Here is a 23889-nt window from a genome sequence, read left to right as displayed (position 1 = left end):
TTTTTCAATGAGTCGTCAGGAAAAAGGTGGTTTCAGACCGCCGCCGACCGAAAAATTGATCTGGAAATGCAGTCAATGTGAAACCTTCAACTCCACCAAAGAGCCGGCATGTAAAAAGTGCGGAGCAGAAAAACCTAAGAAGTAGACTTACAATAGGTTAGGGTCAGGATCCCTGTGGTTCATGGGGATCTTGATCCTCCCCGTTGATTATTCCAACAGCTCACTGTGACTGAAGAAGTTATGACTTTCACAAAAAGTGAATTCAATGGTGAAAAGAGAGGAAAACAAAATGGGCATGGGTTTTCTAAGTATCATGACCTTACTTCCCATCATCGTCATTTTTCTTCTGATTGCCTGGAGAAATACGCCTGTTCATATTGCTTCACTGATCGGCTGGGCTCTGTGCGTTATGATTGCTCTGGCCTTCTTCTCAACTTCTCTGGCGGTCAGCATCAGGGCCAGCCTGGCAGGCGTCGTCCAATCATTTCCGGTCACTATCGTGTGTGCCGCTACTTTACTGCAAATTTGTTTTATGGAGGAGACCGGTGCGCTAAGGAGAATTTGTACTTTCTTAAAGACGGTAGCTATAACAAATAAGGCTTCCCAAATCATGATCATCAACCTTGGCGCCGGCACCACCTTGGTTTCTGCCGGTGCAACACCGGTGGCGGTTTTGCCTCCCGTCTTAAGAGGCTTAGGGTATTCCAACTTTATGGCCATTGCTCTACCGGCCCTTGGCTTTGACGCCCTTTGCACTTACTCCATGCTTGGTGCCCCACTTGTCGCTTTTTCCGATATAACAGGAGTCTCCCTGATTGAAGCGTCGCAAATATTTGCTCTCTATCTGCCGATCATCTCCACCTTAATCGCCTTTGCCATGCTGTATTTGGTGGGAGGAACTGAGCTGATGGGGGCAGGATTCTTCCCGGCGCTGTCAGGCGGTTTGATCGCCGGTTTAACAGCGGTCGCCATAGCCTATGTGCCAGCCCTTCATCCAGGCATCGTCTTAACCGGGGTGATTGCCGGAGTCCTGGTGATCCTGGTTGAATGCCTGTATCTCAAAGTAAAGGGCTATAAAATTCTTGATCGCAGTGTTCTTAACGATGAGGATTTACAGGTCGAGAAAGAAAGAAGTTTATTGGCTGCCTTTTCGCCTTGGCTCCTGACGATTAGCCTTTTATTTTTTGTTAATTTCTATCAGCCTGTTCATGATTTCTTAACCCTCCGCTTAGGAATGCCGGTTCAAATCATTCCTGGTCAGAAGATTTACCTCCGGGTATTTTGGAACGCTTATTTTTGGGTTTTGGTCGGCACAATCGTTTCCGCCATCTGGTTGAAGCCAACCGGCACCCAAATTAAGGGAAGTCTGAGCAAGTTTGGCAAGCGGGCACCGAAACCTCTGATCTCCCTGACTGTTTTCTTTGCCCTTGGCTTATTGATGAACAACACAGGGTTACAGCCTGTTGGAGAGGTTTGGCAGGTTACGGATGCCATGCATAATATGGTTTCCGTTCTGGCCCTCGAATCGGCAAGGATCTTCGGCTGGGTTTATCCATTAATTGTCGCACCCCTTGGTCTTTTTGGCGGGTTTGTTACATCCAGTGAAGCTGCCGCCCTGGGGATGTTTGCCAAATACAACTTTATTGCTGCTAAGGAACTCTTCCTGAATCCTTTAGTGGTGGCAGCCGCCACTGGGATCGGAGCCGGGCTGGCCAGCGTAATTTCTCCCGGAAAACTTCAAAATGCGGCTGCCGTCATTGATGCAGTAGGGGAAGAGCAAGCCGTGATCAGAAAGGTTTTCCCAATCTGTTTAGGTATGATCATTGTTGCCTCCCTATTGTGCTTTGTGTTCAGTAAATTTATATAGAACACACGCCCTTGACTTCAATTGCTTTGGTTTTTAGCCAGGAAAGTGGGTGAGAAATGCTTTTGACATGTTGGATCTGCAATCCCTATTGCGGACGGTGCAAGCCCCCTATGCCCAAGCCGGTTAAATGCACCCATTGTGGTAAACACACTATTCCCGATTCAATCGACCCTAAGTGTAAAAAGTGTGGGGCCCGGTTGACCGGACCGGAAATTACAGTGGTAAGGAGCAATCGATGAAATATTGCACAATCATGAAGACCGCGCAAATGCTGACGATTGCCTTGGGCGAGAATGGAAAACTGTTGGGAGAAACACAAATTTCTCTTTACCAGGCTCCCACGGTGGATTTTAAAACGCTCTTGGCAGGATTGCTGCATGGATTGGGTTCACAGCTGACGGATATGGACTTTGCAGGTATTGTGAAAGCCGCTTATTCACCAGAAGTGGGGGAATCAGAAGTGGGTAAAAAGCTGCATCTTCTGGTCACTGAATTGAAAATCCCTTTGATCAGTGTTTGGTCTTTGGATATGTTAGGGTGGGCGGCTCAGGATTGTGAAAAGGGGCTGGCGGTCATCCAAAATCTAGCTCAATCTCTGTGGTTTAAAGCCAGCTATCAATGGGATTCCTGCCGGCAGATTCCGGTGTGTTTGGAGGAGCCCCATATTCTGACCACTGAAGAGCTAAGGAAAGAAGTGGAGTTGGAAGACAACCGAATTTTGATTAGTGGGGATTCCCTGCCTGCTGCAGAGTATTTAAAAAATAAGGAGAAGAGTCTTCCGGGTTATTATCAATGGCATTACGGACTATACAGCGTTCAAGCAGTTTGGCATCAATGGCTGGAGTCAGGTCCCGACGAAGAATTTTTTCCACTGTATAAAACCCAGGAAAAAACCAAGGCAAGAGAATTATCTGCCCATGGTCCTTTAATCATGCGCATGATGTGTGAAGAGGATCTCAAAGATGTGATGAAAATCGAACTAAGATCCTTTCCCTCGCCATGGTCGCCTTTAGCCTTTGTAACAGAACTCAGGCATAACGAAGATGCTTACTACTTTTGCCTGTATTCCTATGGCATACTTCTGGGGTATCTGGGCGTATGGCTGATTTTCGATGAAGGGTATATCACAAGATTAGCTATACATCCTGACTTACGGGCCAAAGGGCATGGCTCATATCTTATCAGGCAAGTGCTGGAATGGATGAAACCCCGTGGGGTGAAGCGCTTAAATTTGGAAATCCGCTCCTCAAATACACTTGCCTGCAGCTTCTATAAGAAGCTAGGATTCTTGCCCGGAGCTACCAAGCAAGAATATTACACCGATCCGCCTGAAGATGCTATGGTGATGACTTTGGAGCTTAATTGTCCGTAGTGAAGGTCACTATCCGTACCGTTTAGAAAGTGAGGGAATTGAATGGACAATTCCAAGAGAAGTTCTATGCTTCGCAAATTGAAAATTTTACAATGGCCCATGTATGTCATTTGCGTTTTATGCTATATGCTTACTTTGTTCCATCGGATTACGCCGGCTATTATGGGACCCGATTTAATGGCAGACCTTTCCCTGGGTGCGGTTGCCTTCGGCTTCATGGGCATGGCCTTTACCTGGATCTATGCCTTTGCTCAAGCCCCGGTAGGCACTATGCTGGATAGTTTAGGCGCCCGCCGGGGACTGACGGCAATTCTTATGATAGCGGCAATCGGCTCACTGGTCTTCAGCCTCGCTGAAAATTTTACAGTATTGATTATCGGCAGAATCCTTCTGGCAGTAGCCGTGTCCGGTTTTTTGATCGGTGGGGCAAAAATAATCTCTGCTTGGTTTACGACCCGTCAATATCCAATGCTTTGGGGAATATTTATGGGACTGGGTTCTTTGGGCAGCGTCCTGGGCACAGCGCCGCTACGCACATTAATGAGTTTTGCGGGCTGGAGAACAGCTTTATTCGGCATAGCAGTTTTTTCCTTGATATTGGCTGTGGTAACGTATATCTTATTGAGAGATAAGCCGGCGGAACGAGGGTTGCTTACACCGGATGAACTCCATGGGGAAACTGCAGTGGTTGCCGCCATAAGTGAAGAAGCCGGGCAAGAAAAGGTTCCCTTTACTGCCGTGCTCAAAATGCCCGTCTTATGGTTAATCGGTTTACTGTCTCTCGGTGTGAACTCCAGTTCCCAGACTTTCGGCTCCATGTGGGAAGGCATCTATCTGACCGATGCCCTGGCATTATCCAAGGAGGCCAGTGGGGATATTCTGTCCTGGTACGCATGGGGGCTCTTTGCAGGATGTATCCTAAGCGGTGCCGTGGTCAGAAAGATTGGCTCCAAGAAAACCATGGTATTGGGTTGTATTTTGTTTTTGTTTAACTGGTTATGGATTGCTTTGCAGCCGGCAACCATAAGCATTACAGAGTTAAGCTTTTTTAATTTCTTAATGGGGGCATTACAGATGCTGGTCATCTCCACCACATTTATTTATATTCGTGAAGTCATGCCCACATCCCGTTTAGGGACTGCGATGGGAATCGTGAACAGCTTTGCCTGGATTTTTGGAGCAGGACTTTTTCAACAGATTTGGGGAATTATCATCAATGCCGTTTCTGATGGGATAAAGCCATATCCCGTATATGCATTTCAAGTAACCCTTTGGCTTCAGGTGATCATGATCTGTTTAGGCGTCATTTGTTCTATTGTCCTTTACCGGAAAGATTTTGGAGGAAAAGAAAAAAGTGTAAAGCTAACGAATCATGCAGTGTAAACCGGCTTTTAATTGTCAGCCAAGAGATTTATGTTGATTCAATTAAATCAGGATAAGGAAACTGCAGAAAGCAGCGATCTGGCGGGCGATGTTATGCCCGTCAGATTTTTATGACTGCTCAACCGTTTGCTGGTTGCTTAAAAAGTATAACAATAAACCCAAAAGAATTGTTATATATAAGGAGTTTTTTTCTTGCGATTTTTATAGGGTAGATTTATACTTGTAACTATATCAGTTTGCCATATATGGAGAAGAGTAGAGGTGTTGATCTATGAGTATGAATTTTATCAAGAAATTACCGCCGGCGGAAGAAATTATTGCCCATTTGCCTTTAAGCAAAGAAGTGGCTGAGCTCCGGGACAAACGGGTGGACGAGATGAAGAAGATCCTGACCAATGAAGATCAACGGTTCTTATTGATTGTCGGTCCTTGCTCCGCCGATCATGAAGATCCCGTTTGTGAGTATATTGAACGATTGGCCAAAGTCCAGGAAAAGGTCAAGGATACCCTCCTCATCGTGCCCCGGATCTATACCAACAAACCCCGGACCACAGGGGAAGGGTATAAAGGGATGGTTCATCAGCCGGACCCGGAAAAGGCCCCGGATATGTGCGAGGGGATTAAAGCCATTCGCCGCCTGCATATCCGCGCCATATCGGAATTTGGGATGCCGGCTGCTGACGAGATGCTCTATCCGGAGAATTACAGCTATCTTGCCGATGTCCTGGGTTACGTGGCCATCGGAGCCCGTTCCGTGGAAAATCAACAGCATCGTCTTACGGTCAGCGGTGTTGAACTTCCGGTGGGCATGAAAAACCCCACCAGCGGCGATATGACCGTGATGTTTAATTCATTGATTGCAGCACACAGCAATCATTCTTTCATCTACAATGGCTGGGAAGTTGAAACCACTGGGAACCCTTATGCTCACGCCGTGTTAAGAGGGGCTGTGAATGCCAATGGTGAAAATATCCCCAATTATCATTTTGAAGACCTGATTCGGACCGCTCGGGAATATGAAAGACTGGAATTGGTTAATCCGGCCATTATCGTGGATGTGAATCATGCCAACTCCATGAAGTGCTTTTATGAGCAGCCCCGTATTTCCGGCGAGGTGCTGTACAGCCGTAGGTATGATTCCCTGCTGAAGAAAATGATCAAAGGGCTGATGATCGAGAGCTATCTGGAGGAAGGCCGGCAGGGCATCGGGGAAAACATCTATGGAAAATCCATTACGGATGCTTGCTTAGGCTGGGAGAGCACGGAGAAGTTGATTTACTCTATAGCTGAAAATGTCTAAAATCAGCCGGTTCTCTTTTAATTCCGTATAACATGTGATATACTTTAGGTGCCAATAATTGTAACTGCATAATCACTAGGGGGGCCGAATAAGGTCGGCTGAGATAAAGGACCCAAGAATCCTTTGACCCTTAACCTGATCTGGGTAATGCCAGCGTAGGGAAGGTGGATAATAACGATATGTTTATTAGAATACAGACCTACCCGGTCTGTATTTTTTATATCCGCCTTTTTTTATATCTTTATTTATATTAAGGAAGGTGTGGTTTCATTGACTCAACTGCAAGAAGCAAGAAAAGGAATCATTACTCCGGAAATGGTCCAAGCAGCTGAATTGGAGGGAATTACCGGGGAGGAACTGAGGCAGAAGATCGCCATAGGGGAAGCGGTTTTACCCTGCAACATCAACCATCAGGGACTTCGTCCCATGGCAGTCGGCAAGGGTCTGTCTACGAAAGTGAACGCCAACATCGGAACCTCCGATGCCTATCCGGAGCTAGCCCCTGAGCTGAGCAAACTGGAGATTGCTGTGGCGGCCGGTGTCCATTCCATCATGGATTTAAGTACAGGCGGAGATATTGATGAGATCAGAAGCAGGATTATCCAGGATAGTCCGGTCATGGTGGGAACGGTGCCTTTATACCAGGTTATGGTGGATACTCACAAGGCCGGCCGGGGCTTAGTGGAAATGACGGATGACGAAATCTTCGCCGGGATCGAGAAACACTGCCGGGACGGAGCTGATTTTATCACGGTTCACTGTGGCGTAACCTTAGAGGTCATTCAGGAACTCCGGGAACAGGGACGGGTGATGGATATCGTCTCTCGGGGAGGGTCCTTTATTACCGCCTGGATGCTGCATCATCAGCGACAAAACCCCCTTTTCGAGCAGTACGACCGCCTGTTAAACATCGCTTTGCACTATGATGTTACTCTGAGTCTGGGAGATGGCCTCCGGCCAGGTTGCTTAGCCGACGCCACAGACGGCCCCCAAATTAAAGAACTGATCACTCTGGGAAGCTTAGTCAAACGGGCTCAGGAAGCAGGGGTGCAGGTTATGGTCGAAGGCCCTGGACATGTTCCTCTCCATCAGATTGAAACGAATATGCAGTTGGCAAAAACCCTCTGCCATAATGCTCCTTTCTATGTCTTAGGCCCTTTGGTCACCGATGTGGCTCCGGGATATGATCATATTACATCAGCTATTGGCGGAGCTATCGCAGCTTCCAGCGGTGCGGACTTCCTCTGCTATGTCACCCCTGCGGAGCATCTTGGTTTGCCTACGGAGGAGGATGTCAAAGAAGGGGTGATCGCTGCCCGCATCGCAGCTCATGCAGCCGATCTGGTTAAAGGCATTAAAGGAGCCTGGGAATGGGATCTGGAAATGGCCAAAGCCCGCAAAGCCTTGGATTGGCCAAAACAAATCCAGCTGTCCATTGATCCGGAAAAAGCGGGGCGAATGCGAAAAGCCAAAAATGAAGACAGCCAGGAGCGCTGCACCATGTGCGGAAAATTCTGCGCCTATCAATTAATCAGCGACTATATGGGGACACCTTTTAAAGGCTGCTAAAAAACGCTGATCTTACTTAGGTAAGACAAAAAGCTCTCAAACTTAGGAAATCAATTTAACGGGAATTAATTTTACGGGAATTAAATGATAAAATTTTAAAGGAAAAGAAGGGATAGGATCATGAAAGAAAAATTAACAGAAGCTCTTCAAGCCCTCAAACAAAAAACCCCCCTGGTCCATGCCATTACCAATGTGGTGACGGTCAACGACTGCGCCAATAGTTTGCTGGCTGTGGGAGCATCACCGGCTATGTGCGAAGCAGCGGATGAAGTGTTCGAGTTCAGCCAGCTTGCCAGCTCCCTGTATCTTAACTTAGGAACCTTAACCAAGGAACAGGAAATGGCAGCTTATCTGGCCATCCGGGGAGCAACCTTAAAAGGGATTCCGGTGATCCTTGATCCGGTAGCCTGCGGAGCCATTCCCCGTAAAAAAGCAACGATTGAAAGGCTGGGGCATTTTGGCCGCTTTACGGTAATCAAAGGGAATTTGGGCGAGATCAAGGCTTTGGCCGGATTGGCAGCCCGGGTCAGAGGAGTGGATTCCCTGGATGAAGGGAATGATGGCCTGGAAGCTTGTCAAAGCCTGGCCAGAGCTTATGGCTGCGTCGTGGCGGCCACCGGGAAAGTGGATATCGTTGCCGATGAACAAAGAGCCTGCTTGATCGAAAATGGCACGGAGATGCTGACCCGGATCACGGGAGCCGGCTGCATGGCCGGGGCCTTGGTGGCCGGTTTCTGCGGAGCTTATGAAGACGCCTTCGGAGCAACGGTTGCCGCTTTGCTGACCATGTCTCTGGCGGGAGAATTGGCTCAGGAGACCTCCGGCGGGGAATTGCCGGGAACATTCCGGGCTCACCTTATCGACCAGCTCAGCCTGGTGGATGAGGCACTGATCGAGAAAAGGGGGCGGGTGCAATGGCTGTAGATTATAGCCTTTACCTGGTCACGGATCGAATCCTGGTCGGGCCGAAAGATTTTTTATTATCCATAAGAAAAGCTCTGGAGGGTGGGGTGACATTGCTCCAACTGCGGGAGAAAGAGACAAATTCCCGGGAGTTTTATGACATTGGGGTGAAAGTAAAAGAGCTGGCGGCGGAATTCGGAGTACCCCTGATCATCAATGATCGGGTGGACCTGGCCTTGGCCCTGGATGCCGACGGGGTGCATGTGGGCCAACAGGATCTGCCCCTGGCCAAAGTCCGGAATATAATCGGCCCTGACAAAATCCTCGGCTATTCTGTTTCCAGTCTGGAAGAAGCGCTCCAGGGAGAGAGAATGGGGGCGGATTATCTGGGGGCCGGTCCGGTATTTCCTACGGGAAGCAAAAAGGATGCTGCAGAAGCCATCGGCTTAGCAAAGCTTAAGGAAATCAAAGCCGGCGTTAGTCTTCCCGTTGTTGGCATCGGCGGCATCGGAGCAGCAAACCTCAGGGCGGTGAAAGAGACGGGGATTGATGGAGTTTCGGTGATCTCAGCCATTCTAAGCCAGGAAGATCCTTGCGCCGCCGCCAAGGGGTTGATGGATTTATGGAGGAATTGAACAGGATTTTCTTCGTGGATTTTGACGGCACCATCGTCACTCAGGATATGTGTGCAGTCCTCGTTGAAACCTTGGCCGGGGAAGGATGGCGGGAGATTAATGAACTTTGGGAAAGAAAAGAGCTTTCCACCCTGGAGTGCGCCCGCCGGACCTTTAAGCTGTTTAACAGCAATGACCCGGAAGTTTTTCGCCAGCTTATCGGGCAGGCGGTGTTCGATCCCGGATTTTTAGATTTTGCCGCTTTTTGTGAACAGAGAGGATTTCCCCTCATCATTCTCAGCGACGGATATGATTTCTATATTGAGTACCTCTTGCAAAGAGAGGGATTGAACCTGCCTTACTATGCCAACACATTGCTGTTTGCTCCCCAACTTGACGTAGAAACCCCCTACAGCTCCGGCGAATGTGATCTATGCGGGGTCTGCAAACTGCAGCTGATGGAAAAATTGCTTAAACCCGGTTGCCGATCCGTCTATATCGGAGATGGGACTTCCGATTTTTGCCCGGCGGAAAGGGCGGATAAGGTCTTTGCCAGGAGCAGGCTCTATCAGCACTGCCAGGAGGTAGGCAAAGAAGCCCGGCTATTCGAATCGTTTCAGGATATTCTCCAGACAGTTGAACATTGGGGAAGGGAAGAGGAGGAAGGGACTTGAAAAATCTTTTAACCATTGCCGGTTCCGACTCCAGCGGCGGGGCGGGAATCCAAGCGGACTTGAAGACTTTTTCCGCCTTAGGGGTCTATGGGATGAGCGTCATAACCGCGGTGACCGCTCAGAATACCCTGGGGGTGGATGAGGTGGCCGAGATAGGCCGGGATATGGTCAAAGCTCAAATCGACGCGGTTTTCAAGGATATCCCGGTCCATGGGGTAAAAATAGGCATGGTCTCCAACCCGGAGATCATCACACAAATCGCCTTATCTCTGAAAGAATGGAAGGCTCCCAATATTGTGGTCGATCCGGTAATGATCTCGAAGAGCGGTTACGCTCTTCTCAAGCCGGAGGCTGTGGAAACCCTGAAGCGGGAACTGCTCCCCCTGGCCCGGGTGGTTACGCCCAACCTGCCCGAAGCTTGCTGTCTGCTGGGCATAGAGGCCCTCGACGAAGAGGGAATGGAGTTTGCGGCCCAGGAGCTCCACCGGTTGGGTCCGGAGAGTGTGCTCATTAAAGGAGGACATTTAAAAGATGCTGCCAACGATCTCCTTTTTGACGGAGAGGATTTTTCCTGGTTTAAGGCGCCCCATTTAAACCAAAAGCATACCCATGGCACCGGATGCACCCTTTCCTCAGCCATTGCGGCCCATTTAGCCTTGGGCTATGATCTGCAAACAACGGTTCAAAAAGCAAAAGAGTATCTTTTTGGCGCTATCGAACAGGCCTTTCCCTTAGGCCATGGGGTGGGGCCGGTTCATCATTTTTATCGGATGACTTGTCGGTAAACTGGTAAGATTATATGGGTTTCTTTTTGGTATAGCGGACTTCCATACTAAACTTGCTCCAAATTCGGAATCGATTACGATTTTATATACGCCCTGCTTCTTTGGGGATTGTGCTTCAAGTGTTTCACGCCACAAGCCGGGTGGAGCAATCGAATCTTCAAGATCTGGATATTTGCTGCATATATAAGAGGACGCAGGGTCGAGTCCCGCTAGCTCCATCAAAAACAAAAGGCAAAAAAGATTTATTGCTTACAAAGCCAGTAAATCCAAGCCTTTCGAGGGCTTCCACGATGAAAAGTGGAAGTTCTTTTTTCGTAGATTTATTGGGGTATAGCTTCACTCTGATAGGACTCAAACCTACAAGGAAAAACATTCAGGAGTAGCGCCGCTGTTCAGGTCGGACAGCAGGTGCGGCGTGGTGATACAATCGCCCGCTGCGGTAATTCAGGCAACACAAGTGAGCCGCATCTCCATTTTCAAGTACAGAACACAAAGAATTTTTATTCTTCCATAGGATTGTCGATACGGTTTACATCGATAAGAAAATCTCCAATACCGAATTGCGAACGATCAGACCCATGTCAGGCACCAAATTATGAGGATATTGATAATTGTTATATTGCCCGCGGATTAGCGGTGGAGAATAAAACCAAATCATAAAACAGAAAGTATCGTTTTATTGCACTCACAAACAAATATCAGAAAACACTTGACTACCCCCTTGGGGGCTGGCTTAAGATAATTTTGAGAGCAATTAGAATTGTGTTAGGAGGAAAGATTATGCAGATTAAAGAAGTTTGTGAGAAGTGCAAGCTAACCAAAAAAGCAATAGAATATTACGAATCTAAAAACCTGATACATCCGCAGATACTCGAAAACGGATACAGGGATTACAGCGATGCTGATATAGCTGTACTGAAAGAGATCTCCGTGCTTAGAAAATGTGGCGTCAGCATTGCCGATATTGCAGAGATACTAACCAGCTCAAATAAACCCGCGGCTTTAGCCAAGTGCAAATATATCACGGAATTACGTATGCAGCGTTTGAATGATATACAAAAGTGTATGGATAGCCTGATTGCTAATTACGATATAAATCGTGAATTTGACTATCTGCAAACGCTTGATGAGTACTTATACACCATAAAAGAAAAATTGGTTTTTGCTTTCCCCGGAAACTATGGCCTTTATGTATCTATGCATTTTGGCAGATTCTTGAATGGAACAATTGACACGGATGAAAAAAAATATGCCTATGATGCTATTGTACAGTATCTTGATCGTGTGGATCTGTATTTGCCTGCGGAACTTTCTGAATTTCTGGAGGCGCTTTTCAATGCCAGTGAAAAGATAGATGCGGCAAAGATTGAGGAAGAAACAAACGGAAAAATGCATGAAATGCTTGCTGATACAGACGGTTACTTAGAACGCAATCGGGAAGAAATTGAACAGTATATTGAATTTAAAAGTTCTGATGAGTATCAAAATTCCGAAGCAGGCAAATTTCAAAGGTATATGTTGAATTTTCAAAAAGAAAGTGGCTATCAGGAAGTTTTAATAGCTAACATGAAAATACTCAGTCCCGCTTATGCCGAGTACCTTAAAAAAGTTGAAGCCGCAAATGACATTATGCTAAAAAAGTTTCCAAAAGCAAAGGATATGTATGAATTAAACTAATATAAGGTTTATGATTGTTTTTTAGGGCAATCATAAATGCGGATGTTCTTTTGGTCCAAAGCAGTAGTCATATCATTGGAATACCTGCGAAGAATCTGATTTATTTTGATAACTTGGCGCTCGCTCTGGTGAAAGATAAGAAATCCTTTTTCCACCATCTTTACAAAAAAGACATAGCTTTTCACCAAGGAATTGCTATGTCTTTTCTTTAACGATATTATGGAGTCAAAGTTTATTTATCATGTAGATAAACCGGAAATTTTCGGTAGGTTGTGAAAAGTGGTTCATTTGTTGTTTCTTCCGTCGTTGGTGATTTTGGTGAGGAAATTTCATCGAGGTATAACTTTGCTGTATTTATATCAGCACCACTTGAAACTCGTGTTGAACGCATAAAACAAAGAGCTTATGAACAGCATGGAGAACGTATCTGTGAAGGCGGTGATATGTACGAGCAGCACTTAAAGTTTGTTGACTTTGTGGCATCACGGCTTCTATCAAGAATTGAGCAATGGGCAAAAACTCTTGTGTGTCCTGTCATACATATTGATGGCACAAAATCTATTTCTGAAAATACAGAACTGGTTGTTGAAGAATACTTACATAATTTATCCTCCAAAGAGCTGCGAAGATGAGGTTGGCTGACGAGAGCATCGCTTTTTTCCCGGAGGCCTTGTGTCATCAAGGAATTGTTTGCTCAAATTTCTATTGAGCAAACAATTCCTTGATGTTATAATAAAACATACTTTGCAACAAAAGGTACTGTTGATTAAAAGGAGGATACCTGAACCATGTTGTATTCCGTTCGTATTCGGTAAGTAAGCGGCAAAAGACACGATCCCATTCCAGAATGGGGCTCTTTTTGTTGTGCTTATCGGCGAATGAGGACATGGTAAAGGAAAGGGAAACTCCCAGGAGTTTGCCGATTTTCTGATGGTGTCTTTATAGCGCGGTGAAGCCTGCAGACTGAAGTCCGATTTTGGACGGAGGTCTGTTTTTTGTTTGTCCAGGAAGAAAGGTTGAGTTCAAGCTAGGAATTAAAAAGCTATGAGTTAAAAGGAGAAAGACTATGCTTATAAAAACTGAACACTGGCAGCGCAGCTTCTATACCCTGTGGGCAGGTCAGGCCGTATCCCTGATCACCAGCGCGGTCCTGCAAATGGCCATCATTTGGCACCTTACCGAAGAGACCGGCTCAGCTATGGTTCTGTCCATAGCGACTTTGGTGGGATTTCTGCCTCAGGCGATTTTAGGGCCTTTCATCGGGGTGTTGGTCGATCGCTATCATCGTAAATATGTCATGATCGGCGCCGACCTTCTGATTGCCGCCGTAGGCCTGATGCTGGCCCTGGCCTCCCTGGCCGTGGAACTGCCCGTGTGGCTGATTATGGTTGTTTTGTTCCTGCGCAGTGTAGGTACCGCCTTTCATTCTCCGGCTCTGAATGCGGTGACACCGCTTTTGGTTCCGGAGGATCAATTGACAAAATGTGCCGGCTATACTCAGTCCATTCAGTCCGCCAGCTATATACTGGGACCCGCCCTGGCTGCTCTGCTCTATGCTGTCTGGGATCTTAACTCCATCATCCTGGTGGATGTGGGGGGAGCTGTTTTGGCCAGCATCCTTACAGCGTTTGTGTTTATTCCCAGGTTAGAGGCCGGGGAGAGCGCAGCTCAGGGAAATCTAATGCTGGAGATGAAAGAGGGGTATTCAGCGCTTCGCTCAAATAAGGGCTTGTTTGCCCTTTTATGGGTGGGGGCCTTGTATATGCTCTTCTTCATGCCCATCAATGCCTTATTTCCCCTGATGAGTATGAAATATTTTGGCGGAACCACCTACCACGCTTCCCTCGTGGAGATCGTCTTTGCGGCAGGGATGCTGGTGGGGGGACTGGTCCTGGGAGTCTGGGGAGGCTTCAAGAACCGTGTGCTGAGCCTTGCCGCATCCATTTTGCTGATGGGAGTCAGTCTCATTGTATCAGGAGTGTTGCCGGTGAAGGGCTTTGCAGTCTTTGTTTTGTGCTCGACTCTCATGGGCTTTTCCGCCCCCTTTTATAGCGGAGTACAAACGGCTTTATTTCAAGAAAAGATCAGCCCGGAATATCTGGGACGAGTCTTCGCTTTATTAGGCAGCGTTGTTTCCGTGGCTATGCCTCTCGGCTTGGTGTTATCCGCTTTGTTTGCGGATACACTAGGAGTGAATCGTTGGTTTCTTATCTCGGGAATACTGATCACGGGAATCGCCGTGCTGCCAGCCCTCATGCCTGGATTGCGGAATTTGGATCGGCAAGAAGATAAGACAGCCTGAATTCTCCCTAAAGTAAATCCTATTCATAAAATCGATCCTATTTGTTGAATGAGGTAAGCCAATGCCAAATGCAACTCTCGCCGATGGAAAGCTACATTACTTGGATCGTGGAACAGGTAAGCCCCTGGTCTTTATTCATGGACTGGGGGCTGACCTGAGCTTTCATGACCCGCAGATTGAGTTTTTCAGCCGGACTCACCGGGTCATTTGCCCGGAGCTGCGGGGCAATGCCCGCTCCAGCAAGCTCACCGGCCCTATCCACAAAATCCTGGACATCCAGTGCCGGGATCTGGCGGCCTTAATGGAGCAATTAGGCATAGAGCAAACTGTTTTGGCGGGTACATCCTATGGGGGTGTTTTCTGCTTTAATTTTGTGCTGCGTTATCCGGAGAAGGTTTCCGGGTTGATCATTGGGGATGCTCTGGGGGATACCCGAATAAGCAGTTTCAGGGAAGCCCTGCTTATGTTGGTGGAATATTTAGGGCTATGGGGTGTTTACCTCCCCAAGCCTGTACTGATTGCGATGATGAGACATCAATACAAACCATGGCCTTATGCCCGGGACCATGTGGTGAACTTTGTCCGGGGCATGCGCCGGACAGAATTTCTGCTTCAGCTTTTGGCGATGAATCGAATTAAGTTTACTCCCTATCTTAAGCAAGTGAGCTGCCCTGCCTTGGGAATTGTCGGAGAGGAAAATAAAGTAGGGGTAGGCTGGATGAAGAGTGCTATGAAGGAGATTCCCCAGTCCTCCCTGGCAATCGTTTCTCATGCCCTTGATCCGACGAACCTGTGCCAGCCTGGGGAATACAACCGCTTAGTGAAAGAATTTCTGAAAAGATTGAACTACATATAAAATTTCGGAATGATATTATGTATCATTGGTAATTGGAGGTTTTTGTGCTAGGATAATTATGCCAAAGGTTTTGGCGGTTTATCGCCAGGCCAGGCGATCTGTACCAGGATTTTTGCCAAGATATGATGACTATGACCAGAAAGAGTGGAGTTCGAAGTGAATATTTTAAAGCGTTTTATCAGTTACTACAAACCCTACCGTCTGCTTTTTTACACGGATATGCTGTGTGCGATCATCGTATCCGCTATTGATTTATCCTTTCCCATGATTCTGAGCTATTTAATCAACCGTGTATTTATCCAGGGGCGGGAAGCTATTCTGAACACAATCATGGTGGTAGGTATAGCCCTGCTGACTATGTACATCATTAAGTATTTTTGTCAGTATTTTATCGTTTCCTACGGACATATCATGGGTGCCAAAATGGAAACGGATATGCGGCGGGATCTGTTTACCCATCTGCAGAAATTATCCTTTTCCTATTATGACAAACGCAATACGGGGGAGCTTATGTCCCGGCTGGTTGCGGATTTATTTGATATCTCCGAGTTAGCACACCACGGACCGGAGAATCTCTTTATATCGATTTTAAAGATTGTCGGCTCCTTTGTGATTTTAATGACCCTGAATGTGCAAATGACGCTGGCCCTTTCGATTGTAACCCTGGTGATTATTGTTTTCAGCCTCTATAAGAATAAAGTGATGCAGCCTATCTTCAGTGATAACCGTGTCAAAATCGCCAAGGTGAATTCCAGTGTTCAAGATAGTCTGGCAGGAATCCGTGTGGTCCAATCCTTTGCCAATGAAGGGATCGAGAAGAAGAAATTTGCCCACAGCAATGAGGCTTTCCTGGAATCAAAAACAGGAGCCTATAAGGTCATGGGCGGGTTCCACGCCTGGAACTCTTTCTTTGAAGGGCTGCTCTACATCGTAGTGGTCGTCACAGGGGGCATTCATATTGCCAATGGGACTTTAAGACCTTCTGATCTGGCGGTGTATATTCTTTACATCAATATCTTCATTAATCCCATTGATGTGTTGATCAACTTTACGGAACAATTCCAAAAGGGTTATGCAGGCTTTAAGCGTTTTGTCGAGGTTCTGGAGACCCATCCGGATATTAAAGATGAACCTGGGGCAAAACCTTTAGCCCAGGTCAAAGGGGATATTGAGTATCAGAGTGTCTCTTTCGGCTATGATGAGGAAGAATCCCATGTTCTCAATCAGGTCAGCCTGAAGATCAAAGCCGGGGAAACTATCGCTTTGGTAGGTCCCTCCGGCGGCGGCAAAACCACTCTCTGCTCCTTGCTGCCAAGGTTTTACGAAGTGACTTCGGGAACCATCACCATCGATGGTCAGGATATCCGCAAGGTAACCCTGGCCTCCCTGCGCAATGCCATTGGGGTGGTCCAGCAGGATGTCTATCTGTTTGATGGCAGCATTAAGCAAAATATCGCCTATGGCAAAGCGGGAGCCACCGATGAAGAAATCATTGAGGCAGCGAAAAAGGCCAATATCCATGAGTTTATCACCTCTCTTGAAGAGGGGTATGACACCTATGTGGGTGAGCGGGGAGTACGGCTTTCCGGCGGTCAGAAACAGCGCCTGTCCATTGCCCGGGTTTTCCTGAAGAATCCTCCCATATTGATTCTGGATGAAGCCACTTCAGCCTTGGACAATGAGAGTGAGCGCTATATTCAAAAATCTCTGGAGGAGCTGGCCCAGAACCGGACCACGATTGTGATCGCCCACCGTCTGAGCACCATTCGCAATGCCGATGAAATTATCGTGATCACTGATGAGGGCATTAAAGAAAGAGGAAATCATCAAGAGCTCCTGGAAACAGAGGGCATATATGCCCATTACTATAGAATGCAATTTGAAGGACTGGAAGGATAAACCTGAAAAAAGAAGAGAGTGGGGAACATAAGATGGAACCGATCAAAGGAGAGCAGCGGGATGGTCAATCTGAAATCAGGAAGCTGGCGATCTTGACCGGGGGCGGAGACTGCCCGGGGTTGAATGCGGTGATTCGTGCCGCTGTAAAAACAGCTTGTCATCGCGGTATAGCGGTGGTGGGAATTCAAGATGGTTTTCGGGGAGCTGTGGAAGGGGATTTCCGTCCCTTAGAGCTTAAGGATGTCTCCGGGATCTTACCCCGGGGAGGAACGATTCTGGGCACCACCAACCGGGATAATCCCTTTGCCTATCCTACACAAGTCGGAGAAGAACGGCAGGTTCAGGATCGTTCCGCTGAAGTGCTGGACAGGTTTAAAGCGGAAGGAATTGATGCCCTGATTGCGATTGGGGGTGATGGGAGCTTAAGTATTGCTTGGGAATTTGCCAAGCAAGGGCTTAAGGTGGTGGGTGTTCCCAAAACCATCGATAATGATCTGATGTGCACGGATTTGACCTTTGGCTTTCAGACTGCTGTGGCTACTGCCCAGGACGCTTTGGACCGGCTCCACACCACAGCCGAATCCCACCATCGCATTATGATCTTAGAGGTCATGGGACGCTACGCCGGTTGGATCGCCCTCTATGCCGGAGTGGCAGGGGGAGCGGATGTCATCTTAATCCCGGAAATTCCTTATCAGCCGGAGAGTATCGCTGAAGCTGTCCAGAGACGGGCCCGTTTAGGCAAGCACTTCAGCATCATTGTGGTGGCTGAAGGGGCTAAACCCCTGGGCGGAGACATGGTTGTGGAACGCACTATGTCAGGGAGAACAGATCCTATTAAATTAGGAGGAATCGGAGCAAAGCTGGCGGCGGATTTAGAGACGGTCACCGATATGGAGACCAGGGTGACTGTGCTGGGGCATTTGCAGCGGGGAGGTTCTCCCATCGCTGTGGATCGGGTGCTGTCCACACGCTATGGGGTAGCTGCCGTTGAAGCCGCTTTGGCTGGTGATTTTGGCATGATGGTCGCCCTGCAGGGGCAAGACATCGTCAGAGTGCCTATGGCAGAAGCCGTTCATAAGCTGAAGCAGGTGGAACCTGACGATCCTGTCTTAAATGCCGCCCGCAGCATGGGGATCGAATTCGGGGATTGAAGCTAATTCAGATTCAGATTCAGATTCAGATGATTTTATCACGAAGAAGTCTCGTTCCATGCGGGTAGTTTGAGGGAGGAATTGGATTGACCACAGTGGCATTGATCATTGCTGTTCTGCTGTTTATCATAGGTTTATTGGGCACTGTTCTTCCTATTTTGCCGGGGGCTGTTCTTATCTACGGCGGTATGTTGATTTATGGGCTGATGACGGAATTCGCCACCCTGGATTTTAACTTTTACCTTATTCAGGGCCTGGTGTTTGCCTTTATTTTTCTGGTGGATTACCTGGCTACCGCCGCAGGAACACGTCATTTCGGGGGAAGCAAACAAGCGGGCTGGGGAGCAGCCGTTGGGATGATCGTGGGACTCTTTTTTGGTCCCCTGGGCATCCTTGTCGGCCCTTTTTTGGGCGCGGTGGGGGCGGAATTGCTGCGCAAAACAGAGCTCAGCCAAGCCATTCGCGTAGGCTTTGGCACTCTGATAGGTCTTTTGGGAGGAACAATCATCAAGCTTGGTGTGGAAATCCTCATGATCGTTTACTTCTTTATCAAAATTTAAGGGCCATGATAGGAATGTATGGACAGTGAAAAAATGTACTATAAAGATTAGAAAGTTTGAACCAAAGGACAGGGATTCAATCGTTGAAATCTGGTATAAAGCCAGCATCATAGCCCATGATTTCATCCCTAAAGAGATATGGGAAGCGGAAAAAACGACGATAAGGGATCAATACCTTCCCCTGGCTGAGACTTGGGTCGCAGAGGAAGAGGGCAAGGTGATTGGCTTTATCTCTTTGCTTGACCAATATATAGGTGGATTATTTGTTGAACCTTCCCAGCAGGGAAAGGGTGCGGGTACCCAGCTCATCCAACGGGCTCAGGAAGAAAAAGGACACCTTACCGTGGGGGTCTACAGCAAAAATTCTGCTGCCAGAGGTTTTTATAGAAAGCATGGGTTCAGAAAAACCAATGAAGAACTTCAAACGGAAACCGGGGAAATTGTGATCAATAAGGCATGGAAGCAGGCGGGGGATAGCGTGAAGTCTGGAGAATCCAAACCGGCAGCCATCAGAGCTTTAGTCATTGAAGATTATGATGCAGTCATCGAACTTTGGCAAAGCACCGAGGGAATTGGACTCAGTGAGGCGGATTCCCGGGAGAACATCAGGCGTTTCCTGGCTAGAAACCCGTACCTGAGCTCAGTTGCGGAAAAGGATGGGGAAATCCTGGGTGCTGTGTTATGCGGACATGACAGCCGCCGTGGCTATCTCCATCACCTGGCGGTCAGAAGTGACCGGCGCTTGCAGGGAATTGGCAAGCGGTTGGTTGATATAAGCCTGGAAAACCTCAAGGCTGAAGGTATCGATAAATGTCACATCTTTGTTTTTCGGGAGAATGAAAAAGGGGTTGCCTTTTGGGCCCAAAACGAGTGGAAGGCCCGTTTGGATCTCACTATTATGTCTAAACGCACATAATCCAAACCCTTCATCAACAGGTAAAATCTGCTGGCGAAGGGTTTGGATTATGTTACATAAAAAATTCGTTCAAAGCCAAAGTATTCCATTATGTTTTATGCCTTAAGCGAGCGAAAGGTGACTGATCATTATGAAAAAATATAGAATCTATCAGGTCGATTCATTTACACGGCAAAGATTTCACGGAAATCCGGCCGGCGTTGTCCCCAATGCTGATGGACTAACGGAAGAACAGATGCAGAGAATTGCCCGAGAATTAAACAACTCAGAGACAGCTTTTATTTTTTCATCCACATCACCGGACTATGATGTGGAAGTAAGGTTCTTTACGCCGACAACGGAGGTTCCTCTTTGTGGGCATGCAACGATTGCTGCACATTATGTCCGGGCAGTTGAAGGAGACGCCGTTTCAGGACGAGTGATGCAGAAGACTAAAGCGGGAATTTTGCCTGTTGACATTATTCAGGAGAATAGCAATTATTCTATTGTGATGACACAGGGAACTCCCGAGGTCGGAAAACCGTTTCGTTCTGAAGTGGTCGAATGGATTGCAGATGCCCTGGGGATAAGCGTTTGTGATCTCCATGAACATTGCCCGGTAGCTATCGCCTCCGCTGGTCACGCCAAGGTAATGGTCGGGCTCAAATCCAATAGTCAACTGCATAGTCTGCAGCCGAATCTTGCCAAGCTGTCCGCCATAAGCGAGGAAATCGGATGCAACGGTTATTATGTATTTACGCTGAATCCTCAAGATGAAGTTTTGGTTCACGGAAGAATGTTCGCCCCTGCAATTGGCGTCGCAGAAGATCCGGTTACTGGAAATGCCAATGGACCCCTTGGCATTTATTTGGTTCATTATGGAATTTGCAGGAATCTGGAAAGCAGTGATGCCTTTGAGTTTACAATAATGCAGGGTGAGGCAATTCAAAGAGATGGAACTATGCGTGTACATGTGAAGAAAGAAAACAATAAACCCGTACTTGTTCAGATAACAGGGGAGGCGGTCGTTGCTTTTTCAACTGAGATTGAGATTTAAGGCAGGCCAGCTGCGTCCGGATTTTAAAAATGGTCAAAGTGCAAAACATCGTCAAAGTCAAAGGTCAGATTTGGTCAAATTAATATTGAAATTTTTGGGTGAAAAAGTTATACTAATGTCAAAGAAGGTCAAGAATAGATACGGTAAGAGGGGATGCACAGTTCCTCTCCTCACCATATTATGGATTGAACCCTGTTGATGAATACCCAGGGAAAGAAACTATAAAACTAGGAGATGAAGGGAGGGGATGTCCCTTGCAATATAAGGATTATTATCAAATTCTCGGTATAGATAAAAAGGCGACCCTTGAGGAAATCAAAAAGGCCTATCGAGGCCTGACCAAAAAATATCACCCGGACATTAATCCGGGCAACAAGGAAGCTGAGGAAAAGTATAAGGAGATCAATGAAGCCTACGAAGTTCTGGGGGATCCTGAAAAACGGGAGAAATACGACAACTTTGGCAATGAATTCAACTACCATAACGGCTATAATTTTGACCCCTCCCAATTTGGGTTCGGGAATGGCCAGTTTGAATTTAAGACTGCCGGAGCAGGTGATTACAGCGATTTCTTCAACCTCTTTTTTGGCGAAGGCGGTTTGGACGGCCTCTTTGGTCAAAAAGGTCCCCGCACCCGGGGAGCACGTTCCCAATTTGCCTATCCCGGGGAGGATATTGAGTCGGATCTGCACATCACCTTGGAAGAAGGCTTTCATGGCGCGGAAAAACAGCTCTCTCTAAGAGGCAGGAATGGACAGAAAAGTCTCTCTGTGAAAATTCCCAAGGGGATTAACGAAGGAGAAAAGATCCGGCTTAAAGGACAAGGTGAGCAAGGGATTAACGGCGGAGAAAACGGGGATTTATATCTCACTATTCGTTTACATCCCCATAGAAACTATGTTCAGGAAGGAATTAATCTTACCACCACAGTGGATGTGCTCCCTTGGGATGCTGCTTTAGGATCGGAAGTAACCGTGAAAACCCTGGATTCCACCATCAAAGTCAGAATACCCCCAGGAATACAGACGGATAGTAAGATTCGCATCGCTGGCAAAGGATATATCGATCGTAAGGGGACCCGGGGAGACCTCTATATCAAAGTACGAATCATCAACCCGACCTCGATCAGCCCGGAAATGAAGAGCTTGTTTGAAAAGCTAAAGGATTTGTCAAAGTAGCTGCTCAGTCGATATAATCTATGGGCGTATCCTCTTTAATGCCATAGCATTCTTTCATAAAGTAGGGCATATCATTCCAATTCCCCAGACCATAACCATAATAACTTGGAGGCACCTTTTTCAGGAGGAGGCCTCCTTTTTTTTCTGCCTCGTGGTATTCTTTGATGGCCTCCAGATTATAATTCTGCGGGATGGATGCTTGATAGTAGCCCTGGAGGGTAGCGCCAAAAACCAGGACCGAGATAAAGCAGAAAAATACACCCAGACTGGTTTGCATAAGTTTTAGCCTGCGCTGAGACTCCCTTTCACGATAAATCGAGTAGAGGCAATGAATGAGGGATAGTCCAAGGCACACAACGCCGACAAGGATAAGGACTTTTTGCTGAAGACTTAAAGCAACCAAAAAGCAAGCCAAAGCTAAATAAAGGATATTCTGACGAAAAGCAAGGACTGAATAAAAGATAAAGACACTTAAGAGGAGCAAAGAGGGAAACATGACCTTATAGGCTGCCGCAAAACGCGCATCCACAACGATCAGCATGATCTGGGCCCCCAGGGCATTAATGGTGTTGAAAAACAGGAAAGGGGCGTTCTTTTTCATCAGCAGGACCACAGATAGATAGACTAAGGCAGAAAGGTAGAGAAAAACAAAAGCGATTACGCTTAACCCAGAAAAGGAACGAAGATTCTCATGAGTAAGTTCAAAGGAGATATTTTCGTACAGAAGAAAGTATATATACCCTATGAGAGCCACACCGAGAAGAACAGCAAAGGCCCGATTAAACAGGCGTTGTTTTCGGCCCAGAGGTCTGCCGTCCTCAAATTCAGGTGCAGCCGCTCTTGACCATTCCGAAGAGGAGAGGGTTGCCGCTATGGCAGGACAATCATCGGCCAGGGAGCCGGGACGGGAAAAGAGAACAAGCCAAAAAATACAGCTAAGGCTGATGAGCAGCACGAAAGGAGCCGCAGGTAAAGAGAAAATATTCGTCTTGATCATCTCGGTTATGACGTCCATAAGCACAACCTCATTACCGGCCGTCTTCTCCCAGAGCAAACGCTTTAAAGAGCCATAGATGATCAGTGTATATCCTAATAACATGACTCCATAGAGGGGAAGAAAGGTTCTGAAGGGTAACTTTCTGCGGATCAAAGAAAGATAGAGAGAGATCATTATTGTAAAGCCGATGCCGATCATTCCCGCCTGCTGCGTGGAGGAGCCGACAAAAAAGGCCAGAATCAGCAGCAAAACTTTTTCACCTCTACTCCCGGAACTTATCCGGGTGTAGAGCAGATAGGCATATGCCAGAACAAGAGCCATGGGATAGAGATAATTAAAGGCACAGGCAGCATAATAAATGGTCGTATGGGCAATCTTCAGAGGCAACAAGAGAAAGAACAAGGAAGCACAGAGCAGGGCAAGCCCCAAAGCAGGATTGCCCTTTTTTTCCTGGCGCGAGGAGTAGGAGAAAGCAGCCATTTTGGCCAGGATATAGACTGTCAGCATCAAGATAAGAGGATTGAGAATGCGGAAAAACTCTATCTGGGGTTTAAGGGCCAGAACCATTGCGCCGCCGATCCAGACCCGCCCATTGGAGTTCAGTTCATCCAGAAGAGCTTCGGGAAGGTAATCCAGCCCGTATTGAGCATCCCGGCTGTAGTATAAATCATCAGCATAAAGGAAAATGTAACGATGAATCCAGAGCATAGCGAAAAGGAAAACAAGGAGAATCAGCCACTCCCTCCTTAATAAACTGGCTCTGGCTTGCCAATAAGCACGTAGATTCTTAACCAAAGTATCACTCCAATTAAAGGAATTGTTTAAAAAAGCAAGCAATGCGTCAATA

The 23889-nt window shown here is 47.2% G+C and carries 22 protein-coding genes and 1 riboswitch; of the genes, 21 read left to right on the top strand and 1 reads right to left on the bottom strand.

Features of this window, described 5'->3' with window-relative positions; genetic code table 11:
* Window positions 1–7 precede the first annotated feature (7 nt).
* From DESLBE_RS26490 to DESLBE_RS04215, 21 genes are all read left to right on the top strand, one after another.
* Entirely contained in the window at window positions 8–145 is a 138-nt protein-coding gene (locus DESLBE_RS26490) for a hypothetical protein (RefSeq protein ID WP_005816662.1), read from the top strand.
* A gap of 144 nt (window positions 146–289) precedes the next feature.
* On the top strand, window positions 290–1867 hold the full coding sequence (locus DESLBE_RS04320) for an L-lactate permease (protein WP_144675254.1): 1578 nt from the start codon (window positions 290–292) through the stop codon (window positions 1865–1867).
* A 235-nt stretch (window positions 1868–2102) separates the two neighbouring features.
* Window positions 2103–3239, top strand: coding sequence for a ribosomal protein S18-alanine N-acetyltransferase (rimI, locus tag DESLBE_RS04315; protein ID WP_144675252.1), 1137 nt, complete (start codon window positions 2103–2105; stop codon window positions 3237–3239).
* Between the two features lie 42 nt (window positions 3240–3281).
* Complete coding sequence (locus DESLBE_RS04310) at window positions 3282–4622, top strand: MFS transporter (protein WP_015944074.1); 1341 nt, start codon at window positions 3282–3284, stop codon at window positions 4620–4622.
* 271 nt (window positions 4623–4893) lie between these two features.
* The gene (locus DESLBE_RS04305) at window positions 4894–5922 is read left to right on the top strand and encodes a 3-deoxy-7-phosphoheptulonate synthase (RefSeq protein ID WP_005816655.1); all 1029 of its coding nucleotides are present in this window, start codon (window positions 4894–4896) and stop codon (window positions 5920–5922) included.
* A 67-nt stretch (window positions 5923–5989) separates the two neighbouring features.
* A riboswitch (TPP riboswitch) is annotated at window positions 5990–6102 on the top strand.
* Between the two features lie 90 nt (window positions 6103–6192).
* Complete coding sequence (thiC, locus tag DESLBE_RS04300) at window positions 6193–7491, top strand: phosphomethylpyrimidine synthase ThiC (RefSeq protein ID WP_144675250.1); 1299 nt, start codon at window positions 6193–6195, stop codon at window positions 7489–7491.
* Between the two features lie 120 nt (window positions 7492–7611).
* Window positions 7612–8415 carry a hydroxyethylthiazole kinase gene (thiM, locus tag DESLBE_RS04295; RefSeq protein ID WP_144675248.1) on the top strand — a complete coding sequence of 268 codons (804 nt, stop codon included), beginning with the start codon at window positions 7612–7614 and terminating at the stop codon, window positions 8413–8415.
* Complete coding sequence (thiE, locus tag DESLBE_RS04290; RefSeq protein ID WP_005816649.1) at window positions 8406–9029, top strand: thiamine phosphate synthase; 624 nt, start codon at window positions 8406–8408, stop codon at window positions 9027–9029. Before thiM ends, thiE begins: the two co-directional genes overlap by 10 nt.
* A complete protein-coding gene (locus DESLBE_RS04285) occupies window positions 9017–9682 on the top strand; it encodes an MtnX-like HAD-IB family phosphatase (RefSeq protein ID WP_144675246.1) in 666 nt (221 codons plus the stop codon). The genes thiE and DESLBE_RS04285 overlap by 13 nt, the downstream gene beginning before the upstream one ends.
* The gene (gene thiD / locus DESLBE_RS04280) at window positions 9679–10467 is read left to right on the top strand and encodes a bifunctional hydroxymethylpyrimidine kinase/phosphomethylpyrimidine kinase (protein WP_144675244.1); all 789 of its coding nucleotides are present in this window, start codon (window positions 9679–9681) and stop codon (window positions 10465–10467) included. Before DESLBE_RS04285 ends, thiD begins: the two co-directional genes overlap by 4 nt.
* Window positions 10468–10875: 408 nt before the next feature.
* Complete coding sequence (locus tag DESLBE_RS04270) at window positions 10876–11127, top strand: M23 family metallopeptidase (protein WP_144675242.1); 252 nt, start codon at window positions 10876–10878, stop codon at window positions 11125–11127.
* 120 nt (window positions 11128–11247) lie between these two features.
* Window positions 11248–12144 carry a MerR family transcriptional regulator gene (locus DESLBE_RS04265; RefSeq protein ID WP_011459671.1) on the top strand — a complete coding sequence of 299 codons (897 nt, stop codon included), beginning with the start codon at window positions 11248–11250 and terminating at the stop codon, window positions 12142–12144.
* 272 nt (window positions 12145–12416) lie between these two features.
* Window positions 12417–12776: a hypothetical protein gene (locus DESLBE_RS04260; RefSeq protein ID WP_144675240.1), complete on the top strand. Its 360-nt coding sequence runs from the start codon at window positions 12417–12419 to the stop codon at window positions 12774–12776.
* A 434-nt stretch (window positions 12777–13210) separates the two neighbouring features.
* Window positions 13211–14446 (top strand): MFS transporter, encoded by a 1236-nt coding sequence (locus DESLBE_RS04250; protein WP_144675238.1) that lies wholly within the window; start codon window positions 13211–13213, stop codon window positions 14444–14446.
* 61 nt (window positions 14447–14507) lie between these two features.
* Window positions 14508–15302, top strand: coding sequence for an alpha/beta hydrolase (locus tag DESLBE_RS04245; RefSeq protein ID WP_144675236.1), 795 nt, complete (start codon window positions 14508–14510; stop codon window positions 15300–15302).
* Between the two features lie 156 nt (window positions 15303–15458).
* Window positions 15459–17201, top strand: a complete 1743-nt coding sequence (locus DESLBE_RS04240) for an ABC transporter ATP-binding protein (RefSeq protein ID WP_144675234.1) — start codon at window positions 15459–15461, stop codon at window positions 17199–17201.
* 32 nt (window positions 17202–17233) lie between these two features.
* On the top strand, window positions 17234–18355 hold the full coding sequence (locus DESLBE_RS04235) for an ATP-dependent 6-phosphofructokinase (RefSeq protein ID WP_144675232.1): 1122 nt from the start codon (window positions 17234–17236) through the stop codon (window positions 18353–18355).
* 86 nt (window positions 18356–18441) lie between these two features.
* Complete coding sequence (locus tag DESLBE_RS04230) at window positions 18442–18915, top strand: DUF456 family protein (protein WP_018212869.1); 474 nt, start codon at window positions 18442–18444, stop codon at window positions 18913–18915.
* A 25-nt stretch (window positions 18916–18940) separates the two neighbouring features.
* Window positions 18941–19831: an N-acetyltransferase gene (locus DESLBE_RS04225; RefSeq protein WP_243131224.1), complete on the top strand. Its 891-nt coding sequence runs from the start codon at window positions 18941–18943 to the stop codon at window positions 19829–19831.
* Between the two features lie 127 nt (window positions 19832–19958).
* A complete protein-coding gene (locus DESLBE_RS04220; RefSeq protein ID WP_338009699.1) occupies window positions 19959–20867 on the top strand; it encodes a PhzF family isomerase in 909 nt (302 codons plus the stop codon).
* A 254-nt stretch (window positions 20868–21121) separates the two neighbouring features.
* The gene (locus tag DESLBE_RS04215; protein WP_144675230.1) at window positions 21122–22045 is read left to right on the top strand and encodes a J domain-containing protein; all 924 of its coding nucleotides are present in this window, start codon (window positions 21122–21124) and stop codon (window positions 22043–22045) included.
* Between the two features lie 4 nt (window positions 22046–22049).
* Here DESLBE_RS04215 and DESLBE_RS04210 read toward each other — a convergent pair whose 3' ends face one another.
* Entirely contained in the window at window positions 22050–23837 is a 1788-nt protein-coding gene (locus tag DESLBE_RS04210) for a DUF6056 family protein (RefSeq protein ID WP_282433877.1), read from the bottom strand.
* Window positions 23838–23889: the final 52 nt, after the last annotated feature.

The organism is Desulfitobacterium sp. LBE (assembly GCF_007830365.1).
In the GTDB taxonomy this organism is placed as follows: Bacteria; Bacillota; Desulfitobacteriia; order Desulfitobacteriales; family Desulfitobacteriaceae; genus Desulfitobacterium; species Desulfitobacterium hafniense.
This window is presented reverse-complemented; position numbering and strand designations above follow the sequence as displayed.